The organism is Streptomyces sp. CNP082, assembly GCF_059570535.1.
The window spans coordinates 1-22,225 of sequence record NZ_JCANSZ010000033.1 but is presented as its reverse complement, the minus strand read 5'-3'; the positions used below and the strand labels follow the sequence as shown (position 1 = coordinate 22,225).

Below are 22,225 nucleotides of genomic sequence, written 5' to 3'. Positions count from 1 at the left end.
GCGGCGACGGTGCGGCGGCGCTCAAGGTTCTCCGGGCGGTCGCCCCGCCACACTGTGAGTGCGTCGACCACTTCCCGGCTCTCAGCGATGGTGGCGGCGGCCCTGGTGCGTCACGATGCCGCCGACGCGGTCGGAGCGGTAGACGCGCTTCACCTTCTGGATCGTCCACGCCGTCCCGTACCGGACGTTCGTGCGCTTCGCTCGTTCCACAGCCGCGCCACGTCGCCGGTCGTCTTCAGCTCCATGAGCATGCGGTAGCCCTCCCGGATCAACTCGACCTCGTCCGGAACGAGTCACTGGAAGCTGGACCCCGGCTCGAAGCCGAACACGCGCGGTCCGCCCGCGTGCGGCTTGCCCAGCTCCGGGCGCTCGCGTAGAGCGGCGTTGACGCTCTCGGCCATGCGCTCGGTCTCGCCCTGGTCTCGGCTCCCGGCCGGCCAACATACCTACATGAGGTCCGGCTGCGAACGTCGCGGGCCAGGCAGTGATCCCGGTGCTGGTCGCGTCGCAGGAGAAGATCCTGGACCGCGACATGTACGAAAACGCCACCAGCTTCGACATCAACGACCCCGACCCGACAGCCCCCACCCTGCAACAAACCCCGGTCACCACAGCGGCGTAACAACTCCTGCGCACCACGCGACGCCCGCAGACCCGCACCGGTTGGCCCTCCCCCCGCCCCGGGGCGGGGGGGGAGGCCAGTACTGCCCGTCCGGGCGGTCCGGGGTGGTGTACGCCGCGTGCCCGCTGTGGGCCGCGGCCCAGGTCTTCTGCTGCTCGCTACCGAGGACGGGGCATGGAGCGGGCAGGGAGGGAATGTCCGTGTCTGTCGCCGTAGACCGTGCCACTGCCTCGTCACGCGAGACAGTCAAGGAGCGACAGAGGTGTCGAGGAAGAAACCGGGGGCACCGTCGCGTAGCGCACACCTCGTGGAGCCACTGCTGTGAGCGGGACCTGTTCGTGGCGTAGTGGGCCGGGGTGGTGGGTGTGAGGTGGGTGGTCGCGTTTCCGCATCTTCGGCCAGATGGCCAATAGCATGGCGGCTATCTGACCACGTAATTTCCGTCTGAGTGACCACGAAAGTGTCGTCCATGTGACCGTTGATGTGGGATGTGTGGCAGCCTGAGACGTAATTCCACCCCTCGTGACCTGATCCCGCGCCAGGCAGAACGCCTCGTCAGCGAGTCTCTGGAGGACACGGGCGTCGTTCTCGTCAATGGTGCCCGGCAGGCAGGTAAGTCCACCTTGACCCGCTTGAGCACCGCGCACCGCCCCGATGCTGTCATCCGGCTGCTCGACGACAGGATGAGATCCAACTGGTGCCGGAGCTGCTGCGCTCGATCAAGGTAGAGGCCGACCTGGATCCGACTCCCGGCAGGTTCCTGCTCACCGGCTCCTCCCGGATCCTGGCCCTGCGCACGCTGCCGGACGCACTGCCTGGTCGTATGGAAGTGATCGAGCTCTGGCCGTTCTCGCAAGGTGAGCTGCACGACGGCCCCGATCGGTTCATCGACGCCGCGTTCGCGCACGGTCCTGCCCTCACGCACACCTCTGCTCTGCGGAAGCGCGACTACCTTGAGCGAGCCGTCGTCGGCGGCTTTCCTGAGGCGGTCCGGCGCACCTCGAAACGACGCTCCGCGTTTCTCAGCTCCTATCTCTCCACCCTGATCGAACGCGATGTGCTGGAACTGGCGAGCATCGAGCGCCACGGCGAACTGCTCAAGCTCGTCGCCCTGCTCGCGGGACGGGCAGGCGGTCTCCTCGTTCCCGGGACGCTCGCCGGCGCATCCGGCATCCCGCGTACCACCCTCGTGCGTTACCTGGAACTGCTTTCCTCGGTATTCCTCATCAAGACCATTCCGGCCTGGTCCTCCGGCGTGACGCAACGTGCCGTAGCCACGGGCAAACTCGCCTTCGTAGACACCGGAATCGCCTGCCATCTCATCGGTCAGGACGCCAACCGGCTGGCCGAACCCGATGGCGCGGCCGGTCCCATGCTGGAGAACTTCGCCGCCATGGAGCTGGCCCGCCAGTTGACCTGGTCCGAGCAGCAGGGACGTCTGTACCACTACCGCACCAAGGACAAGGTTGAGGTCGACGCCGTCATCGAGACGCCCGATGGCCGGGCAGTCGGAGTCGAGGTCAAGGCCGGTGCCACCGTTCGTACCGATGACCTGGCCGGACTGCGGAACCTCGCCCGGCTCCTGGGCGATCGGTTCGTGGCCGGCTACGTCCTCTACACGGGGGCCCAGACACTCCCGTTCGGTGACGGCATCCGCGCCCTGCCGATGGAGGCGCTGTGGCGCCTCTCCCCCTGACTCTCGCATCATGTGGGGTCCCGTGTGCGCCTTTGGCTGTGGGGTGAGTGGCGTGGTGTGGCAACTACCCTGGGCTGGAGGTTGGTTGATGCCACAAGGGGGCGCCGGTGGTCATTCGGATCAGCATGGACGGGTCGGGTGCGGAAGACGAGTTGAGGTCGCTTCGCGCGTGGCTGGAGGCTGAGCCGGAGGTCAGCCGGCATGCCGCGATGTCCTGGGCGGGACCGCCCTCCCGGCCCGGGCGTATGGGACCGGAGACGACGGAGTGGCTCCAGCTCGTCACCGACACGGCCTGGAACGCGGCCAACTTCGTGCTGGCGTACGTGGCCTGGCGCCGCACTCGGCACGACAAGCCCACGGTCACCGTCGAGCACAACGGGGCCACGGTGAGGATCGACGATGCCGACCCGGAGACCGTCGCCGCCTTGACCAGGGCGCTTACTCGGGGGTAGGGGGACGTGTTCTTTCCTGACGCGGGCAAGTCGCAGGCTGTGCTCGTCGGCGTGGGCCGCCATGAGCATCTGGACAGCCTGCCGACCGTGGGGAACAACCTCACGGCGCTGTCCTCAGTACTGATGTCGGCCTCTTCCTGGTCGCTGCCGGAGAACAGCCACTGCAGGGTCGTCCAGGACCCGGAAAACGTGGACGACGTCGTCCACGCCGTACGGCACGCGGCGCGCGCCGCCTCCGATTCGCTCCTCGTCTACTACGCCGGGCACGGTCTCATCGACCCCCGCAACGGAGAGCTGGGCCTCTCGCTCGTGAAGTCCCGGCCGCAAGAGCCCTACACGGCCGTTCGCTACGAGTACCTGCGGCGAGAGATTCTCAGCACTCGCGCCTCGCGGAGGATTGTCGTCCTGGACTGCTGCTTCGGTGCCAGAGCCTTCCCGGCCATGGGCGATCCCACAGACAATCTCCTGGAGCATGCTCTCGTGCAGGGCACGTATCTGATCTCCGCGGCCGGGGAAACCAGGGAAGCGCTGGCGGACGACGGGGACGGGTACACGGCCTTCACCGGCGAGCTGGTGCGTCTGTGCCGCCAGGGCATCGCGGACGGGCCCGAACTGCTGGACCTGGACACGATCTTCCGGCACATCGAGGCCGAGATGCGCGCGAAGTCCCGGCCGATCCCCAGACAGCGCATCGCTGATCACGCCGGGCGCCTGGCGCTGGTACGTAACCCGGCGTACCGGAGGCAGCCACCCACCGCGCCGCCGCCTGCCGAGGAGAGCGAACCCGCCCCTCCTTCCGGCCCCGTGCCCGGCTCCGGCCCTGGCCCCGGCCCCGGGGCGGGCGACCACAGTGCCGCGCCGGACGATCCTTCAGAGGCGGCAGACTCGGTCGAGACGGTGTCCAGCAAGACGGGTTCCAGGCGGACGGAACCAGGGACGCTTCTCCTGCCCGTACTCGCCGTCATCGGCTTGTTCGGCGTCCTTGCCCTTGTCGCGTATCTCAATCCGGCGGGTGATCCCACCCCGGGGCTGGACTACTCGGCCGGAGACAAGCCCACCGAAACACACGAGGGATGCCGGGCACCTCAGGCCGGCGGCGGCTGTTCGGGCGCCGGGTGGTCATGGGACATCCCCGGGTCACGGACGATACGGACGACACTGAGGCCGGACGACGCCGGGACGGACCGGGGCCTGGGCGGAGAGCTGCGGCTGGAGGAGGACTGCGACGCGACGGTGAAGTGGGCGGTCACCGCTGACGAACGCCGGGTGGGAAGCGGCACCCTCGGGCCCGACGACACCCGGTACTTCACCGAATCCCTCCCCCGCGGCGTCGAGGACATCGAGATCACCGCGCACCGCACGGACTCCGCAACCTGCGACGCACGGCTGTACTGGGACGGCGCGGGGCTCACTTCTTGATGACCGTCGGGTTGCTTCCTGCCTGCCCGCCGAGTTCGCCGTTGCATTTCTGTCAGACTGCGGTTGTGATCACCAGGCTTGCGGGTGAGCAGGACTTCTCCGGGTTTCTCGGGCTTGCCGCCGAAGTTGAGCAGTGGTTCGGCCCCATGGTGGGAGAGCCCGGCTTCCGTGATGCCGTCAGCGGGCACATCGGGCGGGGTGACGCGCTCGTCGCCGTCGACGGGGATGAGGTCGTCGGGGGGTTGTTGTTCGGGGGTGTGGCGCCCGTTTACCGGGTGCACTGGCTGGTCGTTTCGGAGAAGGTGCGGGGTCACGGCGTCGGGCAGGCGTTGATGGAGGACGCGGAGCGGCGCTTCGTACGGGGGCGGGGGGCCGGGTGCGTGGAGGTGGTGACGTTCGGGGCCGACTATCCCGGGGCCGTCGCCAGCGGGGCGCGGGTCTTCTACGAGCGGCTGGGGTTCAAGCCCGCCGAGGCCGCCCTGCCCGGGCCCGAGGGGGGTTCGCGGCAGGTGTTCCGGCGGGTGGTGGGGGAGTGAGGGGCCGGGTTCGTACTCAGACGGGTTGAGTACCTGCGCTCTGTTTCGGGGTGCGGTGGGTCGTGACGCTGGTGGCATGCTTCGTGTGCTGCGGGCTCTTCTGTTTCAGCTTCTCTCGTTTGCCTTCCTGGCCGGCGCCGCCACCGGCGGCTGGGCCGCGTGGCTGGGGTGGGACCAGCGCCGCGACGAGACCGGCGACGATGCCACCGGGCCGTACGCGGCGTGGCAGGTCGGCGGGCTGGTGCTGACGCTGCTCGTCGCCGTGGCCGCCGTCGCGTACGTACGGCACTTCGTGCCCGCCGTACTCGGGTCCACCGCCGGGCTGACCTTCGCCTCGTACTATGACTGGTCGGACGACGCCAGCGGGCTCTACGCCGTCGCGGTCGCGCTGATCCTGATGGGCACCTTCGTCGGCTCCGCCCTGGTCGCCGTCACCGTCGGCTCCCTGCGCGGGGAACGCGGCCACCCAGGCCCGGGGCGGCAGGCTCTCACCGTCGTCCGCTGAGGGCGCAAACGGAACCGGGAGTACCGACCGCGGCGTCCTCTGGCGGAGTGGCCGGGTGTTCGCGAGAATGCGGCGTCCGCCGCCCCGCGAGTCGTACCCGGCAGACGCGAACGTCACGGAGCCCCACCATGACGCAGTCCGCACCACAGCAGCACCCCGCGCCGCCCGCTCCCCAGTCCCAGTACCTGAAGGAGATCAACTCCAAACTCCGCCCCGGCACCGCCGTCCCCGCGCTGCTGCCCCCCGTCGTCCGCGCCGACGCCCGCGGCGTCCGCGAAGCGGTCGTCCCGCCCGCCGCGCCCCAGGTGACCCGGGGCTCCCTCGCCGACATCCCCTTCGACAACGCCGCCCACGCCCCCGGCGAGCCCGTGCTCGCCCGTCCCCGCGCGGACGGGACCTGGGCCGACGTCACCGCCGCCGAGTTCGCCGAGCACGTCCTCGCCGTCGCCAAGGGCCTCATCGTCTACGGGATGCGCCCCGGCGACCGGCTCGCGATCATGTCGCGTACGACGTACGAGTGGACCCTGCTGGACTTCGCCGCCTGGGCCGCCGGCCTCATCACCGTGCCCGTCTACCCCACGTCCTCCGCCATCCAGGCCCGCCACATCCTGCACGACTCCGGCTCGATCGCCTGCGCCGTGGAGAGCGTCGACCAGGCCCGGCTGATCAGCGGCGTACGCCAGGACCTGCCGCACCTCGCCCACCTCTGGCAGCTCGACACCGGCATCCTCGGCCAGCTCGCCGCCGCCGGCCGCGACGTCCCCGACACCCTCGTGCGCCAGCGCCGCGCCGGCCTCGGCCCCCACAGCGTCGCCACCGTCATCTACACCTCCGGCACCACCGGCCTGCCCAAGGGCTGCGTCCTGACCCACGGCAACTTCCTCGCCGAGGTCGACAACGCCATCGAACTGCTCTACCCCCTCTTCAAAGCCATCAGCGACGAGCCCGCATCCACCCTCCTCTTCCTCCCCCTCTCCCACGTCCTCGGCCGCATGACCGCCATCGGCTGCCTCCGTGCCCGCGTCAAGCTCGGCCACGCGCCCAGCATCCAGACCGACGACCTGCTGCGCGACCTCGCCGGCTTCCGCCCGACGTTCCTCGTCGGCATCCCCTACGTCCTCGAAAAGGTCTACAACACCGGCCGCGCCACCGCCGAAGGCATCGGCCGCCTTGCCTCCTTCGACCGCGCCGCGAAGGTCGCCGTCCGCTACGCCGAGGCCCTGGAGGCCGAGCTGCACGGCGAGGGCCCGGGCCCCGGGGCGGGCCTGAAGGCGCTGCGCAAGCTGTACGACGCGCTGGTCTACCGGCGTATCCGCGCCGCGCTCGGCGGTCGCGTCAAGTACGCGATCTGCGGCGGCTCCCCGCTCGGCCGCCGCCTCGCCGCCTTCTACGCGGGCGCCGACGTCATGGTCTTCGAGGGGTACGGGCTCACCGAGACCACCGCCGCCGCCACCGTCACCCCGCCGCTGAAGCCCCGCTTCGGCACCGTCGGCTGGCCGCTGCCGGGCACCGGGATACGTATCGCGTACGACGGCGAGGTGCTGGTGCGCGGCGGGCACCTGTTCTCCGGCTACTGGGACGCCGAGGCCGGCGTCACCCGGCTCGACACGGTCGACGGCTGGTTCGCCACCGGCGACCTCGGCGAGCTGGACGCCGACGGCTACCTGACGATCACCGGCCGCAAGAAGGACCTCATCGTCACCGCCTCCGGCAAGAACCTCGCGCCCGCGCCCCTGGAGGACCGGCTGCGGGCGCATCCGCTGGTCAGCCAGTGCCTCGTCGTCGGCGACGACCGCCCGTACGTCGCAGCGCTGATCACCCTCGACCCCGAGGGGCTGCGGCACTGGCGGATGATGCACAAACGGGAGTACGTGCCGACCCCCGACCTCGTCCGCGACCCGCTGCTCCGCGCCGACCTGCAGCGGGCGGTGGACGCGGCGAACGAGCTGGTCTCGCGCGCGGAGTCGATCCGCCGGTTCGCGGTGCTGCCGGCGGACTTCACGGAGGCGGGCGGGTACGTGACGCCGTCGATGAAGCTGAAGCGGGCGGCGATCGTACGGGACTTCGGGCAGGTCATCGACGAGCTGTACGCGGCTGACGGCTGACGGCTGACGGCTGACGGCGGGCGCGGGCGCGGGACGGGCGGTGCGCGCGGGGCGTTCACGTGCGGGTGCGGGTGCGGGTGCGGGTGCGGGTGCGGGTGCGGGTGCGGGTGCGCTAGCTGGTGTGCGGTCCTGCTCCCGTACGTCCCCGGCGCTGCTCGTCTGCGGGGTCCCCCGGGTACCGGCCCCCCCGCGGGCCGCTACCCCCGTGCCGCGTCCGCCAGCAGCCGGCGCAGCGACGCCCGCGCCGGCGGGCCCCACGTCGCCTTGCCGCCCGCCCGGCCCTGTACGCCCGCCTCACCGATGAGCAGCCCGGCCAGCGCGCGCACCACCGCGACGCCGCGGGCGCGGCGCAGCGTCGCCGCGTCCACGGCCGGTTCGTACGCGGTGTGGAAGCGGTCGGCGGCGGCGTCGTCGGGGAGCAGGATCCACGGGGCGGCCAGGTCGAGGGCCGGGTCGCCGGAGCACAGGTCGCCGAAGTCGACGACGCCGCACAGGGTGCCGTCCGCGGTGAGGACGTTCGCGGGGTGGAGGTCGCCGTGGAGCCACAGCGCGGGTCCTGTCCACACCGGCGCGGCGACGGCGTCGTCCCAGACGGCCCGTACGGCATCCGCCTCCGCGTCCGTGACCAGCCCAAGACCGGCCGCCTCGGCGAGCTGCTGCTCGAACCCCCCGGCTACCTCGGCGAGCGGCCCGCCGCGGCCCCGCCCGGCGGGGGCGCCGCCGGGGGCGGGCCGGTGCAGTGCGGTCAGGAACGCGGCCAGGGCGTCGGCGGCGGCCGGGCAGGGGGTACCGCCCACGCGCGCCTGCGCGCTGTGGGGGAGGGTGACCGGGGCGCGGTCGGCGGGCGTGCCGGGCACCCAGGTGGTGACGATCCAGGGGCGCGGGAAGCGCGCGGAGGGCTCGCCGAGGCGCTGCGGGACGGGCACGGGCAGGGGGAGGAGCGGGGCGAGCTCCGGGAGCCAGGCGTGCTCCTTGCGCAGCAGTTCGTCGGCGGACTCCGTCGCCCACGGGAGCCGTACGGCGAGGTCGTCGCCGAGCCGCCAGAGCTGGTTGTCCCAGCCGTGGGCGCCGAGCCTGAGGGGGTGGTCGGCGAGGTCGGGGTGCTGCTCGCGCAGCAGCGCGCGGATCAGCTCCGCGGTGATCTCGGGATGGGCGCTCCCGGCTTCCGCGCCTGTCTCGTGCTCGGGCTCCGTGCTCGTCTCCGCGTCGCTCATACGACGCCACCGTAACCGGACCGTGTCCGGCCCCACCCACACCCGGGCATGAGAAAACCCCCGCCAGGATGACGGGGGTTCCTCAGGTCAGCGTGAGGCTTGCGTCACGACGGGGAGACGTTCGCCGCCTGCGGACCCTTCGGGCCCTGCTGCACGTCGAAGGTCACCTGCTGGTTCTCCTCGAGCGAGCGGAAGCCTTGGGCGTTGATAGCGGTGTAGTGGACGAAGACATCGGGACCGCCGCCGTCCTGGGCGATGAAGCCGAAGCCCTTTTCAGCGTTGAACCACTTGACGGTTCCGGTAGCCATAAGCCCTCCTTGGGCCAAAGGGTCGCCCTGCCCCAGAGCCTCGAAGAAGCCTGAAAACGACACATGCCCGCGGCGTCACAAGCTCCGCAGGCACGGTACTGCAAGGAAACCAAACTGCAACTTGCGGTTGAGCCTAGCACGCGCGGGCCCGCCCCGGTAGGGAAAGGATCACCATGTGGTGAGCCCCCGCACCCGTGTGCGGCGGGTGCTGCGGTTAGCCTCAGAGCCGTGACAGCACGATCTGACGCGGGAGCCCGGCGCCGGCCACGAGTCGGCCACATCCAGTTCCTGAACTGCGTCCCCCTCTACTGGGGCCTTGCCCGTACGGGCACCCTGCTCGACCTGGAGCTTTCGAAGGACTCCCCGGAACGGCTCAGCGAGCAGCTCATCGACGGGGAGCTGGACATCGCCCCCGTCCCCGTCGTGGAGTACCTGCGACACGCCGACGAGCTCGTCGCCCTGCCGGACATCGCCGTCGGCTGCGACGGGCCCGTGATGTCCTGCGTGATCGTCTCGCAGCGCCCGCTGGCGGACCTGGACCGGGAGCGCGTTGCACTCGGCTCCACCTCCCGCACCTCCGTGCGCCTGGCCAAGCTTCTGCTCGGCGAGCAGTACGCCATTGCGCCCGACTACTACTCCTGCCCGCCCGATCTCTCGCTGATGATGCGCGAGGCGCAGGCCGGGGTGCTCATCGGGGACGTCGCCCTGCGCGCCTCGCTGCACGACGCCCCGCGGCTCGGGCTGCACGTGTACGACCTCGGGCAGATGTGGAAGGAGTGGACCGGGCTGCCGTTCGTCTTCGCCGTGTGGGCCGTACGCCGCGACTTCCTGGCGCGCGAGCCCGAGCTGGTGGCGGAGGTGCACCGGGCGTTCCTCGACTCCCGTGACCTGTCGCTGGCGGAGGTCGGCAAGGTCGCGGAGCATGCGGCGCGGTGGGAGTCGTTCGACCCGGAGCTGCTCGAACGGTACTTCCGTACGCTGGACTTCCGGCTGGGCGGCGAGCAGTTGAAGGGCATCGAGGAGTTCGCCCGCCGGGCGGGCTTCCCGGATGAGGCGCGGGTGCGGCTGCTGCCGGCGGCGGGGTCGTCGGCCGGGGCCGGCTGACCCGGTGCTCTTGAACCGGGGAACCTGACCGGGGGCCTCCTGATCCGGGCCTCCTGAACCGGGCCTCCTGAACCGGGCCTCCTGAACCGGGGCCTCCCGAGCCGGGGCCGCCTATGCTGGGGCAGCCACAGAAGGGGCGTTCGAGGGGCCCGTAGGAGAGGCGGGTCCGGGGGGAGTCCATGCAGCCAGCACAGAGCGGTGATCCCGAGGTCGTCGGCCCGTACCGGGTGCTGGGCAGGCTCGGCTCCGGCGGCATGGGACGGGTCTATCTGGGCCGCAGCCCGGGCGGCGCCACCGTCGCCGTCAAGGTCGTCCACCCGCACTTCGCGCACGACGAGGAGTTCCGTACCCGCTTCCGCCGCGAGGTCGAGGCCGCGCGCCGCGTCGGCGGTGCGTGGACCGCGCCCGTGCTCGACGCCGGTCCCGACGACGACGTGCCGTGGGTCGCCACCGGGTACGTCGCCGGGCCCAGCCTCAGCGACGCCGTCGCCGAGCACGGGCCGCTGCCCGAGGAGACCCTGCGTCCCATGGGCGCCGGGCTCGCCGAGGCGCTGGCGGCGGTGCACGGGCTCGGGCTCGTGCACCGCGACGTCAAGCCCTCCAACGTCCTGCTGACCCTCGACGGGCCCCGGCTCATCGACTTCGGCATCGCCCGCGCCACCGACGGCACCACCTCACTGACCGCCTCCGGTGCCTCGGTCGGCTCACCCGGCTACATGTCGCCCGAGCAGATCCTCGGCCGGCCCGTCACCGGCGCCGGCGACGTCTTCAGCCTCGGCGCCGTGCTGGTGTACGCCGCCACCGGGCAGCCGCCGTTCCCGGGCGACAGCGCGCCCACGCTGCTGTACCTGGTGGTGCACGAGGAGCCGCAACTGCACGGTATGACCGGCGAGCTGCGCGACCTGGCCCTCGCGTGCCTGGCGAAGGACCCGGCCGCCCGGCCGGAGCCGGCGGAGCTGGTGCGCGGGCTGACGGCGGGCGGCGAGGCGGCGCATCTCGTACGCCCCGGATGGCTGCCGCCGCCGGTCACGGAGCAGATCAGCCGGCGTGCGGTGGAGCTGCTGGCGATGGAGGCGCAGCCGGCGGCGGCGCCGGAGCGGCGGGACGACGGGCTGCCGTCGGGTCCTGTGCCGTTGCAGGCGGCGGAGTACGGGCCGGGGGCGTTCGGGCCGCCGCCGGTGCTGGACGAGACGGCGCCGGGGACGCAGGGGGCGCCGGGGGCTCCGGGTGCGGCGACGCCGCCGGGCGGGTCCGGGGCGCAGGGGGCCGGTGCTGCCGGAGCCGGTGCAGGGGCCGCCGGAGCCGCCGCCTTCGGCGCCGTCGGGGCGACGGCGCCCGAGCGGCGTGCGGAACTCGGTCTGCGCTCGCGCCGGTTCAGCTGCACCCTGGTGCTCTCCGTCGCCGGCGCGCTGGCGGCGCTGATGCTGGGCCTGTTCTTCGTACCCGGACTGCTGGACGACGACGGCGCGGACAGCACGCAGGCAGGCGACACCACCGGCGGCGCCTCGGCGGGCAGCGGCAACGAGGACGGCGGCGACTCCGGCGTGGAGCCCTCCGCGGAGCCGACGCAGGAGCCGGAGCCGACGGGCGCGGCGGTGGACGGCGTGCCGGAGAAGTTCACCGGCACCTGGCAGGGCGAGATCGTCCAGGAGGACGGCGTCCCGAACGGCGACGTCAGCGTGGAGATCAAGACGGGCGGGAAGGGCGAGTACGTCGCGTACTTCGACTACTCCGTCCTCGACGTCGCGCACTGCTACAGCCGCGCCAAGCTCACCGTCGCCACCGCCACCACCCTCACCCTCCGCGAGGAGGACGACCCGGCGCGGAAGAACACCGAGGGCGTCTGCGCCCCCGGTGAGTCGACGGTCACGCTGACCCACAAGGGCGGCACGACCGTCGAGTACCGCTCCGACGCCGCCGCCTCGGGCAACCCGCGCTCGACGCTCACGAAGGGCACCGGCCGCGGGGGACGGGCTGAGGACGCCGGCTGAGGACGCCGGCTGAGGACGCCCGCTGAGGACGCCGGCCGAGGGCGCCGGCTGAGGGAGAGGCCCGGCCGGAGCCGGTGACCTGCTCCGCGTAGGCTGGGTTCCGCTCGTACGCACCATTCGCGGAAGGGGCGGTCACCGTGACCACCGATGTGCAGGAAGTCCTGGACCGCGCCGCCGCGGGCGGTCGCGTCACCCCCGCCGAGGCCCTCGACCTGTACCGCTCCGCCCCGCTGCACGCGCTGGGCGCCGCCGCCGACGCCGTACGCCGCCGGCGCTACGCCGGGACCGAGCACATCGCGACGTACATCATCGAGCGGAACATCAACTACACCAACGTCTGCGTCACCGCCTGCAAGTTCTGCGCCTTCTACGCCCCGCCCACCGCCAAGGACAAGGGCTGGATCCGCGGCCTGGACGACATCCTGCGCCGCTGCGAGGAGACCGTGCGGCTCGGCGGCACGCAGATCATGTTCCAGGGCGGCCACCACCCCGACTTCGGCGTGGAGTACTACGAAGAGCACTTCTCCGCGATCAAGAAGGCGTACCCGCAGCTCGTCATCCACTCCCTCGGCGCCTCCGAGGTCGAGCACATGTCCCGCATCTCCGGCACCACCGCCGAGGACGCCATCCGCCGGATCCACGCCGCCGGCCTGGACTCCTTCGCCGGCGCCGGCGCCGAACTGCTGCCGGCCCGGCCGCGGCAGGCCATCGCGCCGCTGAAGGAGAGCGGCGAGCGGTGGCTGGAGATCATGGAGATCGCGCACGGCCTCGGCGTGGAGTCGACGTCCACGATGCTGATGGGCACGGGCGAGACGAACGCGGAGCGGATCGAGCACCTGCGGATGATCCGCGACGTGCAGGACCGCACCGGCGGGTTCCGGGCGTTCATCCCGTACACGTACCAGCCGGAGAACAACAAGCTGAAGGGCCGCACGCAGGCGACCACGCTGGAGTACCTGCGGATGATCGCCATCGCGCGGATCTTCCTCGACAACGTCGCGCACATCCAGGGGTCCTGGCTGACCACCGGCAAGGACGTCGGCCAGTTGACGCTGCACTACGGGGCGGACGACCTCGGCTCGGTGATGCTGGAGGAGAACGTGGTGTCCTCCGCCGGGGCGCGGCACCGCTCGAACCTGCGGGAGATCATCGAGATGATCCGCGGCGCCGACCGGGTGCCGGCGCAGCGGGCGACAACATATGAGCATCTTGTGGTGCACGACGACCCGGCGCACGACCCCGTGGACGACCGTGTCGTCTCGCACCTGTCGTCCACCGCCATCGAGGGCGGCACGGCGCACCCGGAGCTGACGCTGGTGGAGGCGGACCGGTGACGCGCGCGACCCTGGAGAAGCAGCCGCACGAGGTGGCGGCGATGTTCGACGACGTCGCCGCGAACTACGACCTCACCAACGACGTCCTCTCCCTCGGCCAGGCACGGCTGTGGCGCAAGGCCGTCGCCCGCGCGGTCGACGCGCGGCCGGGGCAGCGGATCCTGGACCTGGCGGCGGGCACGGGCACGTCGTCGCTGCCGTTCACGGCGGCGGGCGCGTACGTGGTGCCGTGCGACTTCTCGCTGGGGATGCTGCGCGAGGGCAAGCGGCGCCACCCGCGGCTGCCGCTGACGGCGGGGGACGCGACGCGGCTGCCGTTCGCCGACGGGGTGTTCGACGCGGTGACGATCTCCTTCGGGCTGCGCAACGTCCAGGAGACGGCCGCGGCGCTGCGCGAGATGCGGCGGGTGACGCGGCCGGGCGGCCGGCTGGTGATCTGTGAGTTCTCCCACCCCACGTGGGCGCCGTTCCGGACTGTCTACACGGAGTACCTGATGCGCGCGCTGCCGCCGATCGCGGAGCGCGTGAGCAGCAGCCCGGACGCGTACGTCTACCTCGCGGAGTCCATCCGCGCCTGGCCGGACCAGCCGGCGCTGGCGGCGCAGCTCGCCGCCGCCGGCTGGACCCGCCCGGCGTGGCGCAACCTCAGCGGCGGCATCGTCGCCCTCCACCGCGGCTACGCCCCGAGCTGAGCCGTCCGGGCCCGGGGCGGGCGCGGGGGTGTCGGAGGCGGCACTTAGACTTCTGGGTAACGACCCGCGTCCCTGGGAGCCGCCGTGACCGACGCCTCTGAGTCCACCCGCACCGCCGATGTGATCGTCGTCGGAGCCGGGCCAGGCGGCTCGACGACCGCGTACTACCTCGCCAAGGCCGGGCTCGACGTCCTGCTCCTGGAGAAGACGGCGTTCCCCCGCGAGAAGGTCTGCGGCGACGGGCTCACCCCGCGCGCGACGAAGCAGCTCATCGCCATGGGCATCGACGTCTCCGAAGAGGCCGGCTGGCTGCGGAACAAGGGCCTGCGGATCCTCGCCGGGGGCAACAGGCTCCAGCTCGACTGGCCGGAGCTCGCCGCCTACCCGGACTACGGGCTGGTGCGCAAGCGCGACGACTTCGACCAGCAGCTCGCCCAGCAGGCGCAGAAGGCGGGCGCGCGGCTGTACGAGCGGTGCAACGTCGGACAGCCGGTCATCGACGAGCGCACGGGCCGGATCACGGGCGTCCACGCCAAGCTCGGCGAGGAGAAGACCCCCGTTACCTTCCACGCCCCGCTGGTGATCGCCGCCGACGGCAACTCCTCGCGGCTCTCGCTGGCCATGGGCCTGCACCGCAACGAGAAGCGCCCGATGGGCGTCGCCGTACGGACGTACTTCACCTCCCCGCGGCACGAGGACGACTATCTGGAGTCCTGGCTGGAGCTGTGGGACAAGCGCGGCCCGGAGGACCGGCTGCTGCCGGGCTACGGCTGGGTGTTCGGCATGGGCGACGGCACCTCCAACGTCGGCCTCGGCATCCTCAACTCCTCGTCCGCCTTCAAGGAGCTCGACTGGCGGGACGTGCTCAAGGCGTGGTGCGCCTCGATGCCGGAGGAGTGGGGCTACACCCCGGACAACATGACGGGCCCCATCCGCGGCGCCGCCCTGCCCATGGCCTTCAACCGCCAGCCCCACTACGACCGCGGCCTGCTCCTCGTCGGCGACGCCGGCGGCATGGTCAACCCGTTCAACGGCGAGGGCATCGCGTACGCGATGGAGTCCGGCCAGATCGTCGCGGACGTCGTCGTCCAGGCCCACGGCCGCGGGACGCACGCCCAGCGCGAGCTGGCCCTGAAGCGCTACCCGAAGGTCCTCAAGGACACCTACGGCGGCTACTACCAACTGGGCCGCGCCTTCGTCCGCCTCATCGGCAACCCGAAGGTCATGAAGCTCGCCACCGAACGGGGCCTCACGCACCCGGTCCTGATGCGCTTCACCCTGAAGCTCCTGGCGAACCTCACGGACCCTCAGGGCGGCGACGCGATGGACCGCATCATCAACGGCCTGACGAAGGTCACCCCCCGCGCGTGACGGCTGAACGCGACGGCAGTGGCGTGCGCCTGGCCGGTGGTGTTCTGCTGTCGCCAACGGAGCTGGCTGACCTGCAGGACGCCCTGGGCGTGGCACGGCTGGAACGTGCCAGGGCGAGGGGTATCGCCGAAGATCCGGTGCCGCATGACGTGGCTCGGGCCCGGCTGCTTGAGGCGACGGGCCTGCCGGAGGGTGAGGCGTGACCTGGACGGTCACCTGGGAGCCGCGGGCGCTGGATGAAGCCGCGGGCTTCCCTGCAGAGGGATCCGGCCGGTGTCCGGTCCCTGCTTGAGGCTCCTGGCGCCCTCGCCAGCGGCCCTGCCGGGCGCCCGCCACTGGGGCACCGCCCACTACCGGCTGCGACGTGGCCCGTGGCGCGTGCTGTATCGCGTCGATGAGCTGAGTCGCGGCATCCACATCGAACACGTCGGCCGCAGCTCGTGCAGCCGGGCTCGAGAACTCGCGCACACACGCTCGCGTAGGCGGCGCTGATGAAGAGCCCTCATCGTCTCTGGTTTGCTCCAGAAGCACTGACGCCCACGGCTGTCACTCCTGCCTACTAGGATCGCCTTGTGGTCACGCAGGCAGGGGTGGAAGAGAGCGGAGCGTCCGAGTTGGCTTGGGCGGGTGCCGCAGATGCCTTGATCGAGGTACGTCACGGGGACTCGTATGACCTGATGGCAGATCTGCCAGGTGAATCTATCGACCTGTTGATCACCTCACCGCCGTACTGGGGGCTGCGAACCTACGGCCAGGAGCACAACGAGGAAATCCTGAAGGAGTGGCTTGCTGAGGACTCTGCCAGGGTGCAGACCGACGTGCCCCCGTACGAGTGGTACCGCGAGCACGGGGGAGTTTTGGGCCTTGAGCCCCTCCCCGAGTGGTTCATCGGGCATCTCGTTGAGATCCTTCAGCGTGGAGCGCATGCTCTCAAGGCTGAGGGCAGCATGTGGATCAACGTTGGAGACACCTACTTCGCACGCTGGTCGAGCATTCGGCACGATGGCAGGCAAGGGCTGGGTGACAATCCACGTTCTCGGCGACGGACCCCTATGGGGGGATATCGGCAGGAGAAGCAGCTCCTCATGGTTCCCGCGCGCTTCGCTATCGCAATGCAGGAGCGTAGATGGATCCTCAGGAATGATCTGATCTGGCACAAGCCGAACGTGCCTCCGCGTCCAGAGAAGGACAGACTGCGGCTTGCTCATGAACATTTCTTTCACTTTGTTAAGCGAGCAAAGGAAGGGCGTCCGAAGTACCACTACGATATGGCGCAGGTGGAAGAAGGGGCACGGGACGTCGCCTTCTACGAGTTCGACGAAGCTGGATACGAGGATGCAGAACCTGCTTACTACGACTTCCAGGTCGTAGAGGGGAATGAACACGATGTCGTGACCACTCATGTCCGGTCAGGCTCAGACGGTCATTCGGCCACCTTTCCGATTTCCCTTATCAGACCGCGCATCCTTAGTTCCTGCCCGCCCGGTGGAACCGTTCTTGACCCTTTCTGTGGCACCGGGAGGTCGTTGACGGTCGCTGCTCAGACAGGCCGGAGTGCTATCGGCTTTGAGCTCAACCCAGAGTTTTACGAAGCTGCTACAAGGAACGCCCATCAAGTTCTCGGGCAGCTTTCGATCGGTGTTCCGGGAGTCGATTTCACGGGATCGGGGTCTTGAATGGCAAAGTCCGAAGGGGCGTCTCCTAAGAAGAAGACGCCCAGCAACTTCATCGCCGAGTGGTACGGGCATCGACTCTATCCCGAGGTCGCACAGACGGATGCCAGCCTCAGCGATCAGCAGGCGCAACGCTGCCCGTTTCTTAGCGTAGCCACGGGAACGGACTACCAGTGTGTGAAGGTTGGTCGAAACAAAGGGAAGTCGCGAGGTGTCTGCACAGTCAGCAGCATCAGTAGGCGCAGCGATGTGCGCCAGGACTGGTTGGTGTGCCCCTTTCGCGCTCTCGACACCGCTATGCTCCGTGATGCCGCGCACCGTCTCTTCGGGTACGACATTGCTGACGACATCACTCTTACTCCGGCTACTCTCCTTGAGGATGATGCGGAGATCGAGAAGCTGCGTAATCGCGTTGCGGCTGGCCAGCCGACAATGGTCTACTTCCAGAACAATCTCGGTGGCGAGATTAAGCTCAGTGAAACTGAGCGTTCCCCTGCCTTTTCTTTCGACTCGACGATGGTTGAAGTGGCCAAGGATTCGACCGGATCGTTAAGTGTGGGGAGGTACGGGATCTTCGAGATTCAGACTGCCGATTTTCATGGAACATACGAGCAGGCTGTTCGCAATATCAGTGAGAATCTTCGTATGTATCCAGACGAGTTCAAGCAGCAGCTCGACGGCCACCAGCATCTTCTTGCCGAGCGTGTCGAAGGGCCAAATTACTCGAACATCTTCAAGCGCACCTTCTACCAGATGATTGTGAAGTTTCAAGTGGGTGCGCATGATACCTCGGCAGGATGTATCTTCGCGATTCCTCGTGCTGTGTGGGGTAGCTGGCAGAAGCACCTTGGGGCGCCTGAACTGATTCCTGCGCCGGACGGAACCTACCGACTCAGCAAGCCCAATGTTGATTTTGAAGTGTCGCCGCAAGCCTGGATCTACGTCTTCGACACGGAGGTTTCCGCGACGCAGACGCCGAACAAACTGAATCTCTGGCGAGTCATCGGGACTGATGCCCCAACCCTGGCCTACTTTGCGTTGGAGGCCGCGCCGGAAGCGGTCCTTGAGGCTGGCGGTTCCGCCGACAGACTTCGTGACCGCATCACTGTGAAGCTCGCTGAGTACCTTCCTGAGCTTCGTCCGGAGCCCGCAAGGGGGCGCGCGAGGCCGGTGTCCGGTGCTGGCGGACCTCGCGGGCCCGCGGGGCGGTGACGCGATGGACCGCGTCATCGGCCTGACGAAGGTCGCGCCCTGTGCACAGTCCCCCGGTCGACCGCGGTCGACCGCGGTCGACTCGGCGATTCCGGTCGCCGGGTCATCCATCTTCGTCTCCGCCGTCGCGTCCTGCTCCGCCCGTAGCGTCTCCGGGCAGTAACCGGCGGCGTTACGTGAGATCGCAGCGAACTCACCCCGCGACACGAGCCGGCGCGGCTGCGCTTGAGATTTCACGCACCCACCGCCAGTGCAGTGCCGGCAATCCAGTGAGCCGACCAGGCGCGCCCGTACGGTCTTGCCGCAGTGCTGACGCAGGAACCAGGTGATCTCAGCGCCGAGTCCAGCCGCAACCAGCAGACCGCGTCCTCGCTCGCGGTGGTGCGGACCGGCGTCCTGAGCGATCACGTCGGCGAAGTCGGGGAAGTCCGGAACCGGGTCGGAGACCTCGATCACCAGTCCGCCGCATTCGAGGAGGGCGATGCGCAACGCCAGTTGGTGCCCGGCCAGCCGACCGTGCTGGATCGCATTCGACACCAGTTCGGAGACGATGAGGACGGCGTCCCCGATGTCTCCGTGCCAGCCCCAGCTCATCAGCGTGCGACGGGTATGGATGCGAGTCAGCCGCGCCGACCGCTTGACCATGGTGTAGCGCATCGCCCACTCCTGGACGGTGTGCTCGTCGATGTCCTGTACGTGTGGTGCCACTGCCGTCACCGATCTCCTCTGCGCTGAGCGTCGTCACGTGGAGCGGAAGAGCACGATGGGTATGCGTGAGGTCGCTCAGCGCGACTACGCTGGGGTAGGACGTCTCCCGCTTGTCGCCTGGCTACGAACGTACGGTGACTGTGCGGGGCACAAAACTGACGCAGGGTACGAGTTGCTTGAGACTCGGGCACGCGGGGAGCAAGCCATGACGCCGACGCGGTCGCGCAGCGGTGACGGAACGCTGACCAGTGCGCAGGGTTCGCGCACACGGCCTCGCGGCGGGGTCGTGACCGGGCACCTCTTCAAGATCGTCCGGGAGCGGATGCCACGCACCCAGTGTGAGTTGGCGGAGGAAGTCGGTGTCGACTCAACGACGGTCCAAGGGTGGGAATCCGGCCGCCGGCCACTGACCGCGATCCCGTCTGCGCAGTTCCTTGCCCTACGCCGGCATGTGCTGAGGGCCGGTGCGGATCCCGAGCTGCTGGTGCTCCTGGCCGACGCCATGGACGCAGATTCGGTGATCGGCTATGCGCTTGGGGCCAGACGTACGAGCAAGGACTTCCGCGACCATCCACTGGCTGGGTGGGTATTCACCCGCTCGGCGACCCACATGCTCACGTGGGCGATCAACGGGGTGGCTCCCGCAGCTCTGCCGCGGCAGGCCGGGCCGGTGCCCAGGCGGCGGGGGCCGACGCCCGCGGCCCCTTATCTGAGTGCCGACGAACAACGCCGGTTCTTCGACCACCTCCGCCGTTCTGCCGAACTGGCCGACCACTCCGGGGAGGAGGGAGCGCTACTCCGTCGACAGGCGCTCTACCTGTGCAGCTTCGACTCCGCTCCCGACACGCACGCATGGCTTAGCCAGATGCAAAGCCGCCGGACGACGCAGCTCACCCATGCTGCCTGGACGCCTGCCTGGTCCGATGCACGATCCCTGGCCACTTCTTTGACCCGGCATGGCGACGCCGAAATGCTGCACGCCTTCATCGAGCGCGGCATGAGCAGTGACGCCGGTGAGAACGCCAATCTCAATTACTGGGCGCACTGGCTCGGGCTGGACCGGTTGCCGCGATCCGACGACTCGTTCATGGCCGATCCATTGCCCGGCTCGTGGGATCCCGGAGCACTTCTCCGAAGCATTGTGGACCGCCTCGATCCCGCGCTCGGCTGCGTAGATCTCAACGTGCACTCGGTCTGGGCTCTCCTCGTCTCTCGTCCCGGTCTCCTGGCGTCGGACCCCCGGCTGGCCCATGACCTGCGATGCCGGGTCTCCCTGCTGCTCGACGGCGACCGGGTGTCCAGACAGGCCCGGCGCGAGCTGGACTCGGTGCACTACGGTCTGAGGCTGAGTACGCCGTGAGCTGTCGGAGGGACGAGGACCCCATGACCGATGACGCACCCGCCAAGGGCTCCGTGGGCTATCTGCTGGAGATGGGGACCCTGAAGCGGGCGCGGCGCACCGGCTGGTGGATCGTGGGCGTGAAGGATCCCGAGAGCGTCGCGGAGCACAGCTTTCGTACCGCGGTCATCGGAGCCGTGCTGGCCATGCTCGAAGGGGCCGACCCCGCCAAGGTGGCTCTCCTGTGCACCTTCCACGACACCCAGGAGACGCGCGTCGGCGACATCCCCTGGATCGGGCGGCGCTACCTCAGCGCGGCGAAGAACGAGGACGTGACCGCCGACCAGCTCGCGGACGCGCATCCCGCGGTCGCCGCCGGGATCCAGGCGGTCGTCGACGAGTACGAGAACGGCGACTCGACCGAGGTCGTCGTGGCGCACGACGCGGACCGGCTGGAGTGCATGCTCCAGGGCATGGAGTACCTCGAACAGGGCTACAGCAACGCCCAGGAGTGGGTGGACAGCACACGGGCGAGGCTGAAGACGGCGTCCGCCATAGCGCTCGCCGACGCCGCCCAGGGCATGAATTCCGCGGACTGGCAGCGAACCTATCTGCGATAACTCGATACGGCCCTGACGCAGGCGGCATTCGCGTTGCCCAGAGTGGACGCCCGAGCCGGCCGGGGTTCGTGGGCGGCGATCGGATGCGGACGTCCGAACGGAACCCGGCTTCCGTGGCGGGCTCGGCCGGACGTAACCTCCGCGCATGGCTGATGAGTTGCGCGGCGATCCTGCCGCACTGTCCCTTGAGCAACAGCGCGTGCCCAGCTCGGCGCGCGTCTGGAACTACTGGCTCGGCGGCAAGGACCACTACCGGGCGGACCGTGCCGCGGGGGAGGCGGTGGCCGCCTCCTATCCGCAGATCGTCACGCTGGCCCGGCGGTCCCGGCAGTTCCTGATCCGTGCGGTACGGCTGCTGGCCGGTGACCTCGGGGTGCGGCAGTTCCTCGACATCGGCACCGGCCTGCCCACCATGCTGAACACGCACGAGGTAGCGCAGGCGATCGCGCCCGAGTGCCGGGTGCTCTATGTCGACAACGACCCGATCGTGCTGGCCCACGCCCGCGCGCTGCTGACCAACACCACCCCGGAAGGCGTCACCGCCTACGCCGACGCCGACGTGCACAACCCCGAGCTGATCATCTCGGATGCCCGCAACGTGCTGAACTTCAACGAGCCCGTCGCGGTGGTGTGCCTCGGCATCCTCGGCTATGTCGCGGACTTCGAGGAGGCCAAGACCATCGCCGCCCGCGTGATGGACGCCGTCCCCTCGGGCAGCTACCTGCTGCTGCGGGACAACACCGACAGCGGCGAGGAGGTGCGGGAGGCCGCGGACAAGTACGCCGAGAGCGGCGTCGACCCGTACCACCTGCGGACGGTGGCGCAGTTGCACGAGTTCTTCACCGGCCTTGAGCTGCTTGAGCCCGGCCTGGTGCCGGTGGAGGACTGGCACCCGGACGACACGGAGATAGGGACTGTCGCCGAGCACACGGGAGACCACGGAGGGCTCGCCCGAAAGCCGTGAGCCCCGCGGAGTGCGCCGGCGGCGGAGGCGCTGCCCCCGCGCCCCGAGCTTGAGAATCCGCGCACACGCGCGGCGCCGGAGCCACACGCGAGAGCCCCCCCGCCGCACGGACGCTGTTGGTTTAATCCGGGGGCCTGCGTGACGTCGGCCTGTGTGACCCCGTTGGGGTTGTGCAGGCCGTCGTCGTGCTTCTGGGGTGGGTTCGTGTCGTTGCGTGGGGTGGAGTTGGCGGAGATCCCGGAGGAGACCGTGCGGTTGGCGCGTGCGGTGTTCCCGAAGGGCTGTCTGGTGATGCGGGTGCGGGATGCGCTCGGGCCGGTCTTCGCTGACGCCGACTTCGAGGAGCTGTTTCCGGTGCGG

The 22,225-nt window shown here is 69.8% G+C and carries 21 protein-coding genes and 1 pseudogene; 18 read left to right on the top strand and 4 right to left on the bottom strand.

Features of this window, described 5'->3' with window-relative positions; translation table 11 throughout:
* Positions 1 to 81: 81 nt before the first annotated feature.
* On the bottom strand, positions 82 to 210 hold the full coding sequence (locus tag B124_RS24005; RefSeq protein ID WP_496505011.1) for a hypothetical protein: 129 nt from the start codon (positions 208 to 210) through the stop codon (positions 82 to 84).
* Positions 211 to 484: 274 nt separating this feature from the next.
* Between B124_RS24005 and B124_RS24000 the strand changes: the two genes are divergently transcribed.
* The 7 genes from B124_RS24000 (at position 485) to B124_RS23970 (ending at position 7,335) form a co-directional block, all read left to right on the top strand.
* Entirely contained in the window at positions 485 to 622 is a 138-nt protein-coding gene (locus tag B124_RS24000) for a hypothetical protein (protein ID WP_496505010.1), read from the top strand.
* Between the two features lie 688 nt (positions 623 to 1,310).
* The gene (locus B124_RS23995) at positions 1,311 to 2,318 is read left to right on the top strand and encodes an ATP-binding protein (RefSeq protein WP_496505074.1); all 1,008 of its coding nucleotides are present in this window, start codon (positions 1,311 to 1,313) and stop codon (positions 2,316 to 2,318) included.
* 107 nt (positions 2,319 to 2,425) lie between these two features.
* The gene (locus tag B124_RS23990; protein ID WP_496505009.1) at positions 2,426 to 2,770 is read left to right on the top strand and encodes an effector-associated constant component EACC1; all 345 of its coding nucleotides are present in this window, start codon (positions 2,426 to 2,428) and stop codon (positions 2,768 to 2,770) included.
* A gap of 6 nt (positions 2,771 to 2,776) precedes the next feature.
* Positions 2,777 to 4,189 (top strand): caspase family protein, encoded by a 1,413-nt coding sequence (locus tag B124_RS23985; RefSeq protein WP_496505008.1) that lies wholly within the window; start codon positions 2,777 to 2,779, stop codon positions 4,187 to 4,189.
* 65 nt (positions 4,190 to 4,254) lie between these two features.
* Complete coding sequence (locus B124_RS23980; RefSeq protein ID WP_496505007.1) at positions 4,255 to 4,725, top strand: GNAT family N-acetyltransferase; 471 nt, start codon at positions 4,255 to 4,257, stop codon at positions 4,723 to 4,725.
* Positions 4,726 to 4,801: 76 nt separating this feature from the next.
* Positions 4,802 to 5,230, top strand: a complete 429-nt coding sequence (locus tag B124_RS23975; RefSeq protein WP_496505006.1) for a hypothetical protein — start codon at positions 4,802 to 4,804, stop codon at positions 5,228 to 5,230.
* A 128-nt stretch (positions 5,231 to 5,358) separates the two neighbouring features.
* Positions 5,359 to 7,335 carry an AMP-dependent synthetase/ligase gene (locus tag B124_RS23970; protein ID WP_496505005.1) on the top strand — a complete coding sequence of 659 codons (1,977 nt, stop codon included), beginning with the start codon at positions 5,359 to 5,361 and terminating at the stop codon, positions 7,333 to 7,335.
* Positions 7,336 to 7,532: 197 nt separating this feature from the next.
* On the opposite strand, the gene B124_RS23965 is transcribed toward B124_RS23970, so the two are convergent.
* Positions 7,533 to 8,549, bottom strand: coding sequence for a phosphotransferase (locus B124_RS23965; protein WP_496505004.1), 1,017 nt, complete (start codon positions 8,547 to 8,549; stop codon positions 7,533 to 7,535).
* 104 nt (positions 8,550 to 8,653) lie between these two features.
* A complete protein-coding gene (locus B124_RS23960; protein ID WP_018840208.1) occupies positions 8,654 to 8,857 on the bottom strand; it encodes a cold-shock protein in 204 nt (67 codons plus the stop codon).
* 228 nt (positions 8,858 to 9,085) lie between these two features.
* Between B124_RS23960 and B124_RS23955 the strand changes: the two genes are divergently transcribed.
* The 8 genes from B124_RS23955 to B124_RS23920 all read left to right on the top strand — a co-directional run bounded on the left by B124_RS23955 (position 9,086) and on the right by B124_RS23920 (position 18,234).
* The gene (locus tag B124_RS23955) at positions 9,086 to 9,961 is read left to right on the top strand and encodes a menaquinone biosynthetic enzyme MqnA/MqnD family protein (protein WP_496505003.1); all 876 of its coding nucleotides are present in this window, start codon (positions 9,086 to 9,088) and stop codon (positions 9,959 to 9,961) included.
* Positions 9,962 to 10,140: 179 nt separating this feature from the next.
* Complete coding sequence (locus B124_RS23950) at positions 10,141 to 11,952, top strand: serine/threonine-protein kinase (RefSeq protein ID WP_496505002.1); 1,812 nt, start codon at positions 10,141 to 10,143, stop codon at positions 11,950 to 11,952.
* A gap of 137 nt (positions 11,953 to 12,089) precedes the next feature.
* Positions 12,090 to 13,286, top strand: coding sequence for a cyclic dehypoxanthinyl futalosine synthase (mqnC, locus tag B124_RS23945; protein WP_496505001.1), 1,197 nt, complete (start codon positions 12,090 to 12,092; stop codon positions 13,284 to 13,286).
* Positions 13,283 to 13,978 carry a demethylmenaquinone methyltransferase gene (locus tag B124_RS23940; protein WP_496505000.1) on the top strand — a complete coding sequence of 232 codons (696 nt, stop codon included), beginning with the start codon at positions 13,283 to 13,285 and terminating at the stop codon, positions 13,976 to 13,978. Before mqnC ends, B124_RS23940 begins: the two co-directional genes overlap by 4 nt.
* 84 nt (positions 13,979 to 14,062) lie before the next feature.
* On the top strand, positions 14,063 to 15,349 hold the full coding sequence (locus B124_RS23935) for a geranylgeranyl reductase family protein (RefSeq protein ID WP_496504999.1): 1,287 nt from the start codon (positions 14,063 to 14,065) through the stop codon (positions 15,347 to 15,349).
* Entirely contained in the window at positions 15,346 to 15,552 is a 207-nt protein-coding gene (locus B124_RS23930; RefSeq protein ID WP_496504998.1) for a hypothetical protein, read from the top strand. The genes B124_RS23935 and B124_RS23930 overlap by 4 nt, the downstream gene beginning before the upstream one ends.
* A gap of 369 nt (positions 15,553 to 15,921) precedes the next feature.
* Entirely contained in the window at positions 15,922 to 17,025 is a 1,104-nt protein-coding gene (locus B124_RS23925; RefSeq protein ID WP_496504997.1) for a DNA-methyltransferase, read from the top strand.
* The gene (locus B124_RS23920) at positions 17,026 to 18,234 is read left to right on the top strand and encodes a hypothetical protein (RefSeq protein WP_496505078.1); all 1,209 of its coding nucleotides are present in this window, start codon (positions 17,026 to 17,028) and stop codon (positions 18,232 to 18,234) included.
* Between the two features lie 345 nt (positions 18,235 to 18,579).
* On the opposite strand, the pseudogene B124_RS23915 reads toward B124_RS23920, so the two are convergent.
* Positions 18,580 to 18,828: pseudogene (locus B124_RS23915) on the bottom strand (ATP-binding protein); the annotation flags it as partial.
* A gap of 400 nt (positions 18,829 to 19,228) precedes the next feature.
* Here B124_RS23915 and B124_RS23910 point away from each other — a divergent pair.
* The 3 genes from B124_RS23910 (at position 19,229) to B124_RS23900 (ending at position 21,865) form a co-directional block, all read left to right on the top strand.
* Positions 19,229 to 20,302 carry a helix-turn-helix domain-containing protein gene (locus B124_RS23910; protein WP_496504996.1) on the top strand — a complete coding sequence of 358 codons (1,074 nt, stop codon included), beginning with the start codon at positions 19,229 to 19,231 and terminating at the stop codon, positions 20,300 to 20,302.
* Positions 20,303 to 20,325: 23 nt separating this feature from the next.
* Positions 20,326 to 20,901, top strand: a complete 576-nt coding sequence (locus tag B124_RS23905; protein ID WP_496504995.1) for an HD domain-containing protein — start codon at positions 20,326 to 20,328, stop codon at positions 20,899 to 20,901.
* 145 nt (positions 20,902 to 21,046) lie between these two features.
* Complete coding sequence (locus B124_RS23900; protein WP_496504994.1) at positions 21,047 to 21,865, top strand: SAM-dependent methyltransferase; 819 nt, start codon at positions 21,047 to 21,049, stop codon at positions 21,863 to 21,865.
* The last annotated feature ends 360 nt before the right edge of the window (positions 21,866 to 22,225 follow it).

Excerpts from the sequence above, each read along its gene's own strand:
- B124_RS23920 (WP_496505078.1), top strand. The coding sequence starts at position 17,026 with ATGGCAAAGTCCGAAGGGGCGTCTCCTAAGAAGAAGACGCCCAGCAAC.
- B124_RS23975 (WP_496505006.1), top strand. The coding sequence starts at position 4,802 with ATGCTTCGTGTGCTGCGGGCTCTTCTGTTTCAGCTTCTCTCGTTTGCC.
- B124_RS23905 (WP_496504995.1), top strand. The coding sequence starts at position 20,326 with ATGACCGATGACGCACCCGCCAAGGGCTCCGTGGGCTATCTGCTGGAG.
- B124_RS23900 (WP_496504994.1), top strand. The coding sequence starts at position 21,047 with ATGGCTGATGAGTTGCGCGGCGATCCTGCCGCACTGTCCCTTGAGCAA.
- B124_RS23965 (WP_496505004.1), bottom strand. The coding sequence starts at position 8,549 with ATGAGCGACGCGGAGACGAGCACGGAGCCCGAGCACGAGACAGGCGCG.
- B124_RS23970 (WP_496505005.1), top strand. The coding sequence starts at position 5,359 with ATGACGCAGTCCGCACCACAGCAGCACCCCGCGCCGCCCGCTCCCCAG.
- B124_RS23950 (WP_496505002.1), top strand. The coding sequence starts at position 10,141 with ATGCAGCCAGCACAGAGCGGTGATCCCGAGGTCGTCGGCCCGTACCGG.
- B124_RS23960 (WP_018840208.1), bottom strand. The coding sequence starts at position 8,857 with ATGGCTACCGGAACCGTCAAGTGGTTCAACGCTGAAAAGGGCTTCGGC.